10 protein-coding genes are annotated in these 14,677 nt (G+C 61.5%); 6 read left to right on the top strand and 4 right to left on the bottom strand.

Annotation, left to right across the window (positions count from 1 at the left end; all coding sequences use genetic code 11):
* Nucleotides 1–114: 114 nt before the first annotated feature.
* Together FGQ67_RS06420 and FGQ67_RS06425 are read left to right on the top strand one after the other, a co-directional pair.
* On the top strand, nt 115–1,137 hold the full coding sequence (locus tag FGQ67_RS06420) for a 2-keto-3-deoxygluconate permease (protein WP_138340716.1): 1,023 nt from the start codon (nt 115–117) through the stop codon (nt 1,135–1,137).
* Between the two features lie 189 nt (nt 1,138–1,326).
* On the top strand, nt 1,327–2,469 hold the full coding sequence (locus FGQ67_RS06425) for a GGDEF domain-containing protein (RefSeq protein ID WP_138340718.1): 1,143 nt from the start codon (nt 1,327–1,329) through the stop codon (nt 2,467–2,469).
* Between the two features lie 99 nt (nt 2,470–2,568).
* On the opposite strand, the gene FGQ67_RS06430 is transcribed toward FGQ67_RS06425, so the two are convergent.
* Nucleotides 2,569–3,504, bottom strand: a complete 936-nt coding sequence (locus tag FGQ67_RS06430; protein ID WP_138340720.1) for a DMT family transporter — start codon at nt 3,502–3,504, stop codon at nt 2,569–2,571.
* A 99-nt stretch (nt 3,505–3,603) separates the two neighbouring features.
* Nucleotides 3,604–7,350, bottom strand: a complete 3,747-nt coding sequence (locus FGQ67_RS06435; protein ID WP_138340722.1) for a phosphoribosylformylglycinamidine synthase — start codon at nt 7,348–7,350, stop codon at nt 3,604–3,606.
* Between the two features lie 184 nt (nt 7,351–7,534).
* Between FGQ67_RS06435 and FGQ67_RS06440 the strand changes: the two genes are divergently transcribed.
* Nucleotides 7,535–9,097, top strand: coding sequence for a cation:proton antiporter domain-containing protein (locus tag FGQ67_RS06440; RefSeq protein WP_006234446.1), 1,563 nt, complete (start codon nt 7,535–7,537; stop codon nt 9,095–9,097).
* A 345-nt stretch (nt 9,098–9,442) separates the two neighbouring features.
* Here the strand turns inward: FGQ67_RS06440 and FGQ67_RS06445 are convergent, their stop codons facing one another.
* The gene (locus FGQ67_RS06445) at nt 9,443–10,192 is read right to left on the bottom strand and encodes an SDR family NAD(P)-dependent oxidoreductase (protein ID WP_138340724.1); all 750 of its coding nucleotides are present in this window, start codon (nt 10,190–10,192) and stop codon (nt 9,443–9,445) included.
* A gap of 214 nt (nt 10,193–10,406) precedes the next feature.
* Nucleotides 10,407–11,750 carry a homoserine dehydrogenase gene (locus tag FGQ67_RS06450; protein WP_138340725.1) on the bottom strand — a complete coding sequence of 448 codons (1,344 nt, stop codon included), beginning with the start codon at nt 11,748–11,750 and terminating at the stop codon, nt 10,407–10,409.
* Between the two features lie 250 nt (nt 11,751–12,000).
* On the opposite strand from FGQ67_RS06450, the gene FGQ67_RS10270 reads away from it, so the two are divergent.
* From FGQ67_RS10270 to FGQ67_RS06465, 3 genes are all read left to right on the top strand, one after another.
* Nucleotides 12,001–12,252 (top strand): hypothetical protein, encoded by a 252-nt coding sequence (locus FGQ67_RS10270; protein ID WP_230318676.1) that lies wholly within the window; start codon nt 12,001–12,003, stop codon nt 12,250–12,252.
* Nucleotides 12,253–12,467: 215 nt separating this feature from the next.
* Nucleotides 12,468–13,655 carry an ABC transporter substrate-binding protein gene (locus tag FGQ67_RS06460; protein WP_006234442.1) on the top strand — a complete coding sequence of 396 codons (1,188 nt, stop codon included), beginning with the start codon at nt 12,468–12,470 and terminating at the stop codon, nt 13,653–13,655.
* A 139-nt stretch (nt 13,656–13,794) separates the two neighbouring features.
* The gene (locus tag FGQ67_RS06465) at nt 13,795–14,676 is read left to right on the top strand and encodes a branched-chain amino acid ABC transporter permease (RefSeq protein ID WP_040358647.1); all 882 of its coding nucleotides are present in this window, start codon (nt 13,795–13,797) and stop codon (nt 14,674–14,676) included.
* Nucleotide 14,677 lies beyond the last annotated feature (1 nt).

Raw genomic sequence — 14,677 nt, forward strand, 5'->3', positions numbered from 1 at the left:
AACTTGTAGAATTTTTCACCGAGCTGGTCTATTTCTTCTGGTACCATGGTCAAACTTTACTGTAGCAAAGCGTGACGTGGGCTTTTGTTCTGCGTCAGCGGAAATGGGGGTTTCATGGCACAGGAAGCGACCGCCAACGAGCAAAAGAAATTCAAGGTACCGCGCATCCCGGGCGACATCATGATCTATCCCATGATCGTCGGTCTTTTGCTCAACACCTTCTGCCCGCAGGTCTTTGAGGTCGGCGGCTTCTTTACGGCTGCCTGCCGCGGCGGCTCCAACACCATCGTTGCCGCGATCCTGCTGTTTGTGGGCGCCGGCATCAGCTTTAAGTCCACGCCGGGCGCCATCAAGACCGGCATCGTCGTGCTGATTCCTAAGCTTGTAGTGGCAGCCGCGCTGGGTCTGGGCGTCGCGTACTTCTTTAACGATAACTTTTTAGGCCTGAGCTCGGTTTCCATCATCGGCGGCATCACGTTTTGCAACATGGCGCTCTATACAGGCATCATGGGCGAGTTCGGTGATGAGTCCGAGCAGGGCGCCGTCGGTATCCTGTTCTTTACGGCCGGCCCCGCCGTCACGATGATCGTCCTCGGTGTCTCGGGTCTCGCCAATATCCCCGTCGGTACCATCATCGGATCCATCCTGCCGCTTGTTATCGGCATGGTCCTGGGCAACTTGTTCCCGTTTATCAAGAACCTGCTGGTCCCCGGCGCCAATCCCGCGATCGCCGTCATCGGATTTCAGCTCGGTGCGTCCATGAGCCTGTCGAGCTTTATCACCGGCGGCATCTCGGGCATCCTGCTGGGCCTGATCACGCTCTTTATCGTCGGCCCCATCACCTTTGCGTTCGAGCGCCTGTGCGGCGGTAACGGCAAGGCGGCCGTTGCCTGCTCCACTATCGCCGGCACGGCTATGACCACGCCGGTCGCCCTCGCCGAGGTCGCGCCGCGTTATGCCGAGCTTGCGCCCACCGCGTATGCCCAGATCGCCACCGCCGTTATCATCACGGCAATCATGGCTCCGATCCTGACCGGTTGGGTCGATAAGAAGTTCTGCCAGGGCAAGGAAGACCTGTCCGTTGCCGGTGTCGAGGCTATCGAGGAGGCTGTTGCGACCGATATCGACGGCGAGTAGTCGTCTCTTCGAATCAGTGAAACGGTGCGTGCAATTCGCGCCATCAGAGCGTCCGAACGGCATCTGTTATCCAGAGTCATTCGGACGCTCTGCTATTATTCCCTTTACCCCTGCGGAGTAAGGGGTGTTTGGTGCCCGGGCATGACTCGGGCGATTCTGGCGACTTGGATATAGAGGGGATGGGACCTAGTGGTTAAGGCACTCAAGATCGAGATATTTATGCTGTGCATGATTATTCTTATCGTACTTGCCGCACGAAGCCGTCGCTCCCTGTTCTCGAGCACCCAGCAGCTTTTGTTCAGTATGCTCGGCTACACATCTGCCGCCTATGTCTTCTTCGATATGATCTGGACGCTCTCGGACGGGGTTAACACCTCCTTGGGCATCGCTGCCAACTGGGTTTCCAACGAGGTTTCGTTTTCGCTGTTTGCCATCGCGTGCCTCATCTGGTTCATCTATTCCGAGACGATGCAGGGCTCTCGACTTCTGACCACGCGCTCCAGGGTGGTGCTCGCGACGCTTCCGACGGTGCTGGTGGTTGTGTTGGCGTTTACAAGCTACTGGACACACGCCCTGTTCTACATCGATGCACAGGGCGTATATCGTCGCGGTGCGGCTTATATGATTCAGCCTATTGTTAGCTACTGCTACGTCATATATACGTCCCTGCATGCCTTTGTCCATGCTCGAAAAGTCGAAAGCCTGCAAAAGAAGGCCATTTATCGCACTCTTGCCTTCTTTGCGGTCCCCGCTCTGGTGGGTGGTACCTTCCAGGTGGTGTTTTCGATACCGGGCCTTTGTGTCGGTATAACGCTGAGCATCCTGCTGCTCTACATCATCTGCCAGGAGCAGCTGATCTCGACCGACCCGTTGACTGGCCTTAACAATCGCAACCGTTTTGAGACCTATATGCTGTCGCTGTTCTCGGGTGCTGACCAGGCCGAGGGTGTGTATCTGCTGATGATGGATGCTGACGGTTTTAAGCAGATTAACGATCACTATGGACATGTTGAGGGCGACCATGCTCTTCAGGTTGTTGCGACGGCGCTCAAGGACGTCTGCTCGCCGGCTGGTGGCTTTATCGCACGTTATGGTGGCGATGAGTTTGTGGTGCTCCAAAAGGCAGCGGCGGAACAGAACATCATAGACCTGTGTTCGGCGATTGACGACGAGCTCGCTCGTGCCGAGGTACCGTATGCATTGCGGATGTCCATCGGTTACGCGCGGGCCGGCGATAGTGTTGATACCTGGCAAGACTTACTTCGCGCTGCCGATGCGGAGCTCTACCGCGTCAAGGCCGAGAAAAAGAAAGCCGGCATCCAGATACGCTAGGAAAAGGGTCGCACGCTTGCGTGCGTGGCGGCCCTCAGCTCATCGATGTATTCCATTAAGCTAAAGTATGCGAATGCCCTTCCTAAAAAGGTGAGCTCGCTAGGCTTTTTTGGGTTTGTTGACAATGATGATGCCGCCGCAGACCAACAGCAGGGCAACGATGACGGTAACGGGGCTCGTGCCAGCGCCCTCGCCGAGCAGCAGCGCGCTCAGCAGCACGCCAAAGACCGGGTTCATAAAGCCAAAGACCGAGACGCGGCTGACGGGGTTGACGGCAAGCAGGCGCGACCACAGCGAGTAAGCGACCGCGGAGATAAGCGCCATGTAGATGATGAGCGCGATGGCGGGGACAATCGCCGTGGGGGAGAGCGCGCCGCCCATCAAAAAGCCGATGGCGGTGAGGACCAGGCCCCCGACCAAGAACTGCCACCCGGCAAGCAAGACGCCGTCGTGCTCGCGCGAGAAGATGCCGATCAGGCAGGTCGAAAGGGCACCCGCGACGGTGGAGGCCAGGATAAAGCCCTCGCCGTCGAGCTTAAAGCCAAAGGTGCCGTCCGCGCCCGAAAGGTTGACGAGCGCGACACCGGCAAAGCCCAGCGCACAGCCAAGCACCTTGGCCGTATTGAGCTTCTCGGTGCGAAACGCCAGGGCGGCAAAGAGGATGGCTAGGAAGTTGGCGCTGGCCTCGATGATGGAGCTCGACATGGCGCTGGCGCGCGAGAGGCCCAGATAGAAAAAGAAGTACTGACCGATGGTCTGAAAGAGCGACAAGATAAAGATGGGCTTGATGTCGCGAGCCTGCGGAACGAGTGGACGGCGCTGAGCCGCGCTCATCCCAACGATAACCAGAGCGCCGGCAAGCGTAAAGCGTAAACCTGCAAAGAGCAGCTGCGAAGCGCTATCGTGCGCTGGGATACCAAAGAGTGCGTAGCCGATCTTGATGCAGGGAAAGGCCGATCCCCAGAGTGCACAGCAAACAAGACAGCCCAGGATGAGTCCGGGCAGGGTGGCGAGATACGGCTTGCGGCTTTCCATGATGTCCTTCCTGCATGCGCGAAGCAAAAAAGAACCCGCCACCGGGCGTGCCGGTGGCGGGTGTTGTTACCCGAAGGGATTGTACCCGATGGGAAAGCTTTAGGCGAAGTAGGCCACGCCGCTCTCAAAGATCGGCATGAACTTATCGCCGGGGACATGCTCGGGCACGTTGCGGTACAGGTTGTCGCCGCGACGCTCGGCATGGCCCATCTTGCCCAGAACGCGGCCGTCGGGGCTCGTGATGCCCTCGATGGCGAGTGCGGAGCCGTTGGGGTTGACGGAAAGATCCATGCTGGGCTTGCCGTCCTCGCCCACGTACTGCGTGGCGACCTGGCCGTTGGCGATCAGCTGGGCGAGCACTTCGTCGTTGGCGACAAAGCGGCCCTCGCCGTGGCTGATGGCGACGGTATAGGGGTCGTCGAGGCTGCACTGCGACAGCCACGGGGACAGGTTGGACGAGATGCGGGTACGCACCAGACGGCTCTGGTGGCGACCGATGGTGTTGAACGTCAACGTGGGCGCATCGGGCGTGGCGTCGACGATGTCGCCGTAGGGCACCAGACCGAGCTTGATCAGGGCCTGGAAGCCGTTGCAGATGCCCAGCATCAGGCCATCGCGGGCCTTGAGCAGGTCGCGGACTGCCTCAGTGACCTCGGGAGCGCGGAAGAACGCCGTGATGAACTTGGCGGAGCCGTCGGGCTCGTCGCCGCCCGAGAAGCCGCCGGGGATCATGACGATCTGGCTTGCGCGGATGCGGCGGGCAAGCTCGTGGGTGCTCTCGGCGACGGCCTCGGGCGTGAGGTTGTTGATCACGAAGGTGTCGGCCTCGGCACCGGCGGCACGGAAGGCGCGGGCGCTGTCGTACTCGCAGTTGTTGCCGGGGAACACGGGGATGATCACGCGCGGACGGGCGATCTTGGCGCCGCTGTACACGTGGATGTCCTTGGCACGGAAGTCGATGGTCTCGACCTCGGGGGTCTCGTCGGCGCTGCGGTAGGCAAAGACGCCCTCGATGCCGCTCTCCCAGGCCTCCTGGAGCTCGGCGAGCTCGATGACCTCGGAGCCGGTGTCGATGACATAGCCCTCGACGGTGGTGCCCAGGGGCTCGACGACAACGCCGTCGGCGACCTCGGGCAGCTCGGCGTCCTCGGCGAGCTCGACGATAAAGCTGCCGTAGAGCGGGGTGAAGAGGCTCTCCACGTCTACATCCTCGGCAAGCTCGATACCGATCTGGTTACCGACGCACATCTTAAAGAGGCTCTCGGCGCCGCAGCCGTAGCCGGGCGTGGATATGGCCAGGGCGTTGCCGGTAGCAGTGAGCGCCTCGACGGCGTCAAACGCGGCGAGCAACTGCTGGGCGTCGGGACGGTAGTCCTCGCCATAGGTGGCGGGGGCGATGCGGACGACGCGGTGCGTGAGGCCCTTGAACTCGGGCGAGACGGCGCGGGCGGCCTTGCCCACGGCGACGGCGAAGCTGATCAGGGTCGGCGGAACGTTGAGCTCGCCGGTCTCGTCCTCAAACGAACCGCTCATGGAGTCCTTGCCGCCGATGGCGCCGGCACCCAGGTCGACTTGGGCCATGAGGGCGCCCAGGACGGCTGCCGTGGGCTTGCCCCAGCGCTCGGCCTCGGTGCGCAGACGCTCGAAGTACTCTTGGAAGGAGAGGTAGGCGCGCTTGTGCTCAAAGCCGGCGGCAACGAGCTTGGCGATGGACTCGACCACGGACAGGTAGGCGCCCGCAAACTGGTCGGCCTCCATCAGATAGGGGTTGAAGCCCCATGCCATGGCGCTCGCCGTGGTGGTCTCGCCGTCCACGGGGAACTTGGCGACCATGGCCGAGCTTGGGGTGAGCTGCGTCTTGCCGCCAAAGGGCATGAGCACGGTCGCGGCGCCGATGGTGGAGTCGAAGCGCTCGGAAAGGCCCTTGTTGGAAGCGACGTTGAGGTCGGTGACGAGCGAGGTCATGCGCTCGGCGAGCGTGGTGCCGGCCCAGCTGGGCTGCCACACGCTGCGGGCACAGACGTGGGCGACCTGGTGCTTGGGCGCACCGTTGGAGTTGAGGAACTCGCGGGACAGATCGACGATGGCGACGCCGTTCCATGCCATGCGCATGCGCGGCTCGGCGGTAACCTCGGCGATAACGGTCGCCTCCAGGTTCTCCTCGGCGGCGTAGCCCATGAACTCCTCGACGTCACCGTCGGCGACGGCGCAAGCCATGCGCTCCTGGGACTCGGAGATAGCGAGCTCGGTGCCGTCCAGGCCGTCGTACTTCTTGGTCACGGTGTCCAGGTCCACGTACAGGCCGTCGGCAAGCTCGCCCACGGCGACTGAGACGCCGCCGGCGCCAAAGTCGTTGCAGCGCTTGATCAGACGGCAGGCGTCGCCGCGGCGGAACAGGCGCTGCAGCTTGCGCTCGACCGGGGCGTTGCCCTTCTGGACCTCGGCACCCGAGGTCTCGATGGACTCGGTGTTCTGGGTCTTGGAGGAGCCGGTGGCGCCACCGATGCCATCGCGGCCGGTGCGGCCGCCCAGCAGGATGATCTTGTCGGTGGGGGCGGGGCACTCGCGGCGCACGTGGTTTGCCGGGGTAGCGCCCACGACGGCGCCGACCTCCATGCGCTTGGCCACGTAGCCGGGGTGATAGAGTTCGTTGACCTGGCCGGTGGCAAGGCCGATCTGGTTGCCGTAGCTGGAGTAGCCGGCGGCAGCGGTGGTCACGAGCTTGCGCTGCGGCAGCTTGCCCTCGAGCGTCTCGGAAACCGGGACGGTGGGGTCGCCGGCGCCGGTGACGCGCATGGCCTGGTACACATAGCTGCGGCCCGAGAGCGGGTCGCGGATAGCGCCGCCCACGCAGGTGGCGGCACCGCCGAAGGGCTCGATCTCGGTCGGGTGGTTGTGGGTCTCGTTCTTAAACAGGAACAGCCAGTCCTGGTCCTCGCCGTCGACATCGACCTTCACCTTGACGGTGCAGGCGTTGATCTCCTCGGACTCATCGACATCGGTCATGACGCCGGTCTTCTTAAGATACTTGGCGCCGATGGTGCCCATGTCCATGAGGCAGACGGGCTTGGCGTCGCGGCCGAGTTCGTGGCGCATCTCCATGTAGCGGTCGAAGGCTTGCTGCACCACGGCGTCGTCGATCGTCACGTCGTCCAGGACGGTGCCGAAGGTGGTGTGGCGGCAGTGATCGGACCAGTAGGTGTCGATCACGCGGATCTCGGTGATGGTGGGGTCGCGGTCCTCATCGCGGAAGTACTGCTGGCAGAAGGCGATGTCCGCCTCGTCCATGGCAAGGCCGCGATCGGCGATAAAGGCGGCAAGGCCGGCCTCGTCGAGCTCGCGGAAGCCGTCGAGCACCTCGACGGGCTGGGGCTCGGGGGTCTCCATGTACAGCGTCTCGGGCAGGTCGAGCGAGGCGATGCGCGCCTCGACGGGGTTCACCACGTAGTGCTTGATGGCCTCGATGGCGGCTTCGTCCAGAGCGCCCGAGATGATATAGACCTTGGCGGAGCGCACGGCGGGGCGCTCGCCCTGGCTGATGAGCTGCACGCACTCGCTGGCGGAGTCGGCGCGCTGGTCAAACTGGCCAGGCAGGAATTCGACGGCAAAGACGGCGCCATCGCTTGCGGGGAGCTCGTCGTAGGTCACATCGACCTGGGGCTCGCTAAAGACGGTCGGCACGCAGGAGCGGAAAAGCTCCTCGTCGATGCCCTCGACGTCGTAGCGGTTGATGATCCTCAGGGCCTCGATGCCCTTGATGCCGAGAATTTCGGTCAGCTCGCCCTTGAGCTGCTGAGCCTCGACGTCGAACCCGGGTTTCTTCTCCACGTAGATACGAGAGACCATTGGTTCCTGCCTTCCTGATCGGTTGGGCGTACGGTACGGTATGCGGCAGCGGTCGGTTTGCGGGGTCTGCCCTGCGGTCGCCTTGAGCCACATGTTTGTAAACCTCACTATGATACGACAGCTCGCGGCGCGTTGAGGACGGCGAGGGTGCTACAGTGAAGCGCAAACAAGAGAAAGGCATCACATGGCATTCGTTTCGCTCGCCATCATCGCACTCGTGGCCTTTGCGAGTCCTTTTATCGCCTCGGCGATTCCCGGAAAACCCGTTCCCGAGACGGTCTTTTTGCTCGTGCTCGGCGCGGTGCTGGGACCCCATATGCTCGGCGTCATCCATGTAGATGCTGAGGTCTCGCTTGTGTCCGAGCTGGGCCTGGCCTTCTTGTTCCTGCTTGCCGGCTTTGAGATCGACCCCAAGAGCATCACGGGCGTCGAGGGGCGCTACGGCTTGGCGACGTGGGTCGTCACGTTTGGTATCGCCTGGCTTGCCGTGCGCTTTACCCCGTGGTTCTCAGTCAGTCATTTCGACGGTATCGCCGTGACGCTTGCCCTCACTTCGACGGCGCTCGGCACGCTCGTGCCCATCATGCGTGAGCGCTCGCTCACTGGCACGCGTGTGGGCGACTCGATTCTCGCGTATGGCACCTGGGGTGAGCTCGGCCCTGTGCTCGCCATGTCGGTGCTGCTGTCTGCCCGCACTGGCATCCAAACGCTCGTAATCCTTGGCTTGTTTGCGGTGGTTTGCGTGTTGCTGGCTGTGGTCCCAAGCCGCTCCAAGCGTGTCGGCAGCCGCTTCTTTGCGTTTGTCGAGGAACGCGCCGATACCACGTCGCAGACCTTCGTGCGCCTGACGGTGCTCATCCTGGTCACACTCGTGGCGTTCTCGGCCGTCTTTGATCTCGACATCGTGTTGGGTTCTTTTGCCGCCGGCTTTGTCTTGCGCTATATCATCCCCGAGGGCAACCATACGCTCGAGACCAAGCTCGATGGCCTGGCCTACGGCTTTTTGATTCCGGTATTCTTTACCGTATCGGGCGCAAAGATCGATCTGACGGCCGTGGCGTCGCGCCCGGGTCTGCTCGTGGGCTTTATCGTGGCGTTGTTGATTATTCGTGCCGTGCCCATTCTTATTTCTATGAGCATTTGTCCTGCGACGCGCGATGTGTCGGCGTATGGTCGCATTACCGTGGCCCTGTACTGCACCACGGCCCTGCCGATCATCGTTGCCGTGACAAGCGTTGCCGTCAACGCGGGCGCGCTGTCGCAAGATATTGCGTCGGTCATGGTCGCTGCCGGTGCCATCACGGTGTTCTTGATGCCGTTGCTCGCGCAGCTCTTCTACCGCGTGGTCGACGCCGCGCCGGTCGCCGCCGTGGCAGAAGTTGCCGAGCATCCATCCGATGCGCTCGACATCCTGCGCGCCCATCACGATTTGGCGAGCCTGCTCGCACGTGAGCACGAGCTGCTGACTTCGCATGGCCATGGTCGCGTATTCGAGGGCTTGCCTACGCTCGATACGATTGCCGAGCGTCTTTCCGCCGAGGCGGCGAGCGGCCACATCGATGCCCGCATCGTGGACGCGGCGCATCTTCTTGCCGATAAGACCTATGGTGATGAGGTCGACCCGTCCGAGCTGACCCCGCGCGAGCGTCGCCGCCTGGAGCGCGCCAAGCTCGCCGTGCGCGAATACCGCCGCCGCATGTTGGAGCTCTATGCAAGAGAAGAAGCCGAGGACGACGACGGCAAGTAGTCGATACTCTCTCGGGGAAGCCGCGTCCCGCTTTGAAGGCTCGGAACGGGATGTGGTTTCCGAAACGGGGGCCGTTGGGAAACTGTGTCCCGGAATGGGCGCTCAGAGTGGGATGCAGTTTCCGCGAGAGATCCGTTGCGGAAACGGTATCCCAGAATCGGCGTTCAAAACGGGGCGCTCTTTCCGAAACATGGCCCTGAGGGAAGCTGCGTCCCGGTCTGAGTCGGAATTCCGGGACACAGCTTCCCTTTCAAACAGAAGAAGGCGCGCTGCCTGCAGTTGATGCAGACGGCGCGCCTTCTTTGTTGGACTATGTTGAGGCTGGGAGCTGAGGCTTGTGGTCCCTTAAGAGCGGGCGGCTCCGTCGACGGGGAGCACGGCGCCCGTGACGTAGGAGGACATGTCGCTCGCCAGGAAAACAAAGGCGTTGGCGACATCCTCGGGCTCGCCCATGCGACCCAGCGGAATGGTGGCGACGATGGGCTTAATAACCTCTTCAGGCAGGTTGGCGACCATGTCGGTTTTGGTTACACCGGGTGCTACGGCATTGACGCGAATGCCCATGGGGGCGAGCTCGCGCGAGAGCGACTGGACCATGCCGTTGACGGCAAACTTGGACGTTGGATAGCCGACGCCAGAGGGCTGGCCGTACTTGGCAACCATCGAGCTCGTGGTGGTGATGGTGCCGCCGTGGCCGGCCTCGGTCATGATCTTGGCGGCAGCTTGGTGGCCATTAAAGACGGCGACGACGTTAAGGTCCATGACCTTTGCGAACTCCTCGGCCGTGTAGTCCAAGAGGGGTGAACGCTGGGAGATACCGGCATTGTTGACGACCGTGTCCAAGCCGCCCATGTCGGCTGCAGCCTGGGTAAAGGCCTCGGTCACGGCTTCGAGTGAGGTGAGGTCGCAGGAGCGGCCCCAGACCTTGGCGTCGGGATAGGCGGCTGTCAGCTTCTCAACGGCCGCATCGGCGGTCTCCTGACGCGAGCCAAAGACGGTGACGGCGGCGCCTTCCTCGATAAAACGGCAGGCGATGGCATAGCCGATACCGCGCGTGCCTCCGGTGATGATTGCTTTCTTGCCCTCGAGCAACATGGTATTTCCTCTCATCGCGGGCGGACATTCGCAGCACAGCGTAGCCGTAACTGGAATCGGCCGTGTTTGCATATCGGTGAACGGTAGCCCGCGTTACCGATGAGCGGCTCGCGCAAATGTGCTCTGCCGTTGTGCTTAGGGCAGGAGACAAAAGGGCTCCCGTCCCGCATCGGACGGGAGCCCTCAAAGCGTGTATTGCTAGGCGAGCGTTGAGCTAGTTCGCCATGACGCCTTCGGTCCAAGCCTCAACGTCCTCGATGCGCAGGACGTTGGCGACCTCGGCTACGCAGTCGACGCTGGCAAGCTCGGCGGTGGCAGCCTGGACGTCCTTCTCGAGCGCGCGGTGCGTCAGGAAGATGACCGAGCAAGTATCGCTGGCGCCCGACTTGCCGTCCTCGACCTGGTTGATGAGCGAGATCGAGATGTTGTGCTTGGCAAAGATGTCGACCGTCTCGGACAGGGCACCCACGCGGTCGGCGACCTTCAGGCGCACATAGTACTTAGTCTGGAGCTCGTCCATGGGCTTAAAGGCGAGGTTGTGACCATAGGGCTCAATCTCGGGCAGCGGAGCCACGCCGCGGCTGATCTGCTCGGAGAGCGACAGGATATCGCCCACGACGGCGCTCGCGGTGGGGAAGGAGCCTGCGCCGGCACCGTAGAACATGGTTTCGCCCACGGCGTCACCCACCACGTAGACGGCGTTCATGGCGCCGTTGACCTTGGCGAGCATATGGTCTGCCGGGATGAGCGTGGGATGCACGCGGACGTCGACGCCGGCGTCGGTGTTGCGTGCGATGCCCAGCAGCTTGATGGTGTAGCCGAGCTCGCGGGCCTGGGCGATGTCCTCGGCGCCGATGGTACGGATACCCTGCTGGTAGACATCGTCGGTGGTCACGCGGGTGCCAAAGCCGATGGAAGCGAGGATTGCCGTCTTGCTGGCGGCGTCGAAGCCGTCGACGTCGGCGGACGGGTCGGCCTCGGCATAGCCCTTGGCCTGCGCGTCGGCAAGCACATCGGCGTAATCGGCGCCCTCGGCGTCCATGCGCGACAGGATATAGTTGGTGGTACCGTTGAGAATGCCGGCGATGGTCAGGATCTTGTTGCCCACCAGGTCGTGCTCGAGCGTGCTCACGATGGGGATGCCACCGCCACAGCTGGCCTCGCACTTAATCTGCACGCCGCACGCGCGCGCCTTCTCGGCGAGCGTCTCGACATGACGGCCCAGCAGGGCCTTGTTGGCAGAGACGACGTGCTTGCCGTGCTCAAAGGCAGTGGTGAAGATCTCGGTTGCGGGATGCTCGCCGCCGATCAGCTCGACGACGATATCGACGGCGGGGTCGGTGACGACGTCATGCCAGTCACTCGTAAAGGCCTCGCGCTCAATACCGGCTGCCTCGGCTTGCTCCCAAGCAAGCGCGCAGGCGCGGGTCAGCTTAAGGTCGATGCCGTAGGCTGCCAGGTACTCATCGTGGTGGCTCTTGATCAGGCGGGCCACGCCGCCGCCGACGGTTCCCAGACCGATGAGGCCGACGTTCACGGTGCGCAGGGGTTCGCTCATAGATAGCTCCTTCGTGCATCTTATGGATGGATTAACCGCTTAAAGGTTGAGTGCATTCTAGCGTGAACCGAGGGCGCGTGCTCGCCAGGCAACAGGAGTCGCACAAAACGGCACCCCCGAAACGCTGCGGAAACATTGGAAACATGCTCGCTACAAACGAACTTCCGCAACAAACTGTCAACGTTTGCGCCATAAGGTTTGCCCTGTACCGCAAGACGGCCGCACCGCGGCCAGCGAAAAGGGGGACACCATGTTTAGCATCAACAACGTACTTAACCGCAGGAGTTTCCTTGTCGGAGCCACGCTTATTTTTGCCCCGATCTATTACACCCCAGCGTCCGTTTTGCTCAAGAACGCCAAGGACATGAGCTACGACATGACACTAATGGGTGTCGACGGCATGGACAGCCTATGTGATCCAGGACGGCAAGTACATCGCTTCCTAAGTGCGCATAAAGCACGACCGGTGAGGCTGTTTTATTTAAGGCAGGTATGCTTGTAACAGAACGGAAACATTACTTTTACATAATAAAGTGGCAATACTGTATAAAGTAATAGAAATACGCAGAATTATGGATAAATCAACAAATCCAAAGAAAAGTTGAAATAATCGCCACTTTCCTTAACTAAAGCGTCTAGTATTTTGCGAACGCCGAACACGGCGAAGGATGGCCTGTCGGGTAACCGAAACCCGACGAGATTTGAGAGGAGAGCCGCATGTCGAGCCTCACCGGTAAGTCATTGAACCCTGTTATGAATCGCAGGAGCGTTATCGCGAGCGCAGCAGGTCTGGGGGCGATGTCCATTCTAGCTGGTTGCTCCTCCAACGGCGGCGACAGCGGTTCCGCTTCGAGCGACGCTTCGTTTAAGATCGGTACCATCGGCCCGCTGACCGGCGCCAACGCGTCCTACGGCAAGTCCGTTACCCAGGGTGTCGAGCTTGGCTGCAAGGATTTCTCGACCAAGGAGCTGCCGCTTGCCAGCAAGGCCGAGGATGACCAGGCCGACGGCGAGAAGGCCGTCAACGCCTTCAACACCCTGCTCGACTGGGGCATGCAGGCCCTCGTCGGCCCGACCACCACGGGTGCGTCGGTCGCCGTTGCCGCCGAGTGCGGTAACGACCCCAAGACGTTCATGATCACCCCGTCCGCGTCCTCCGAGGACGTCACCGACGGCAAGGATTGCGTCTTCCAGGTTTGCTTCACCGACCCCAACCAGGGTGTCAACGCTGCCAAGTTCCTGGCGCAGAAGTATGCGGACGAGAAGTTCGTGCTGTTCTATAACTCCGGCGACGCCTATTCTTCGGGCATCGCAGATTCCTTTAAGGCCCAGGCCGCTGAGTCCAAGCTCGAGATTGTTGACGAGGAGACCTTTAAGGACGACTCCGCCACGAGCTTTACCAACCAGCTGACCAAGGCCAAGCAGGCCGGCGCCACCATGATCTTTGCGCCGATCTACTACACGCCGGCGTCCGTCCTGCTCAAGAACGCCAAGGACATGGGCTACGACGTCAAGATGATGGGCTGCGACGGCATGGACGGCATCCTGGGCGTTGAGGGCTTCGATACCTCTCTTGCTGAGGGTCTGCTGCTCATGACCCCGTTCTCCGCCGACGACGAGAAGAACGCCGACTTCGTTAACGCTTACAAGGATAAGTACGGCGATACCCCCGACCAGTTTGCCGCCGACGCCTACGACGGCGTGCACGCGGTGGCCGAGGCCGTCAAGGAGGCCGGTCTTGGTGTCGACGCCGATCCGACCGAGGTCGCCGAGAAGCTGTCCAAGGCTATGCTCAAGATTACCGTTGACGGTCTGACCGGCAAGCTCACCTGGAACGATAAGGGCCAGGTCCAGAAGGAGCCCACGGCGTACGTCATCACCGACGGCAAGTACGTACAGGCCTAATTGGCCGCCTTACATAGAGCGGTTTTGATCCCAAGCAGGGGAGGTTTTGGCCTTCCCTGCTTGCTTGGTATCTAGGGACAGTGTAACGTCCCTGTTTCATACATTAACTGGAAACCTATTCGAAAGGGGGATGTGGAACATGACGGTCTTTATCCAATACCTGGTCAACGGCCTGTCCATGGGCAGCGTCTACGCCATCATCGCGTTGGGCTACACCATGGTCTACGGTATCGCCAAGATGCTCAACTTCGCTCACGGCGATGTCATCATGGTCGGTGCCTATGTCTCGTTCTGCGCCACGTCGTATCTCGGCCTCCCGGGCTGGGCATCTGTAGTTCTCTCTTGTGTGGTCTGCACGGTTCTCGGTGTTCTCATTGAGGGTCTGGCCTATAAGCCGCTGCGCCAAGCAGGCCCGCTGGCCGTTCTGATCACGGCCATCGGCGTGTCTTACTTCCTGCAGAACGCCGCGCAGCTTCTGTGGGGCGCCACGCCCAAGAACTTTACTTCGCTCGTCACCTTCCCGGTGCCGGAGTTCTTGGCCAAGTTTAACGTAAGCGCCGTCTCGCTCGTCACCATCGTCGCCTGCCTGGTTATCATGGCCGGCCTGATGTTCTTTACGGGCAAGACCAAGATGGGCAAAGCCATGCGTGCCGTGTCCGAGGACAAGGCCGCCGCTCAGCTCATGGGCATCAACGTCAACCGCACCATCTCGATGACGTTTGCCATCGGCTCTGCCCTTGCCGCTATCGCCGGCGTGCTGCTGTGCTCCTACTCGCCGGTGCTGCAGCCCACGACGGGTGCCATGCCTGGCATCAAGGCCTTCGACGCCGCCGTCTTCGGTGGCATCGGCTCCATCCCCGGCGCCTTTGTCGGTGGCATTCTCATCGGCATCATCGAGGCGATGGCGCAGGCTTACATTTCCACGAGCCTTGCCAACTCCATCGTCTTTGGTGTTTTGATCATCGTCCTGCTCGTCAAGCCTGCCGGCCTCTTGGGCAAGTACGTCCCCGAGAAGGTGTAGG

The sequence above is a fragment of the Collinsella aerofaciens genome (genome assembly GCF_005845035.1).
Taxonomy (GTDB): domain Bacteria; phylum Actinomycetota; class Coriobacteriia; order Coriobacteriales; family Coriobacteriaceae; genus Collinsella; species Collinsella aerofaciens_I.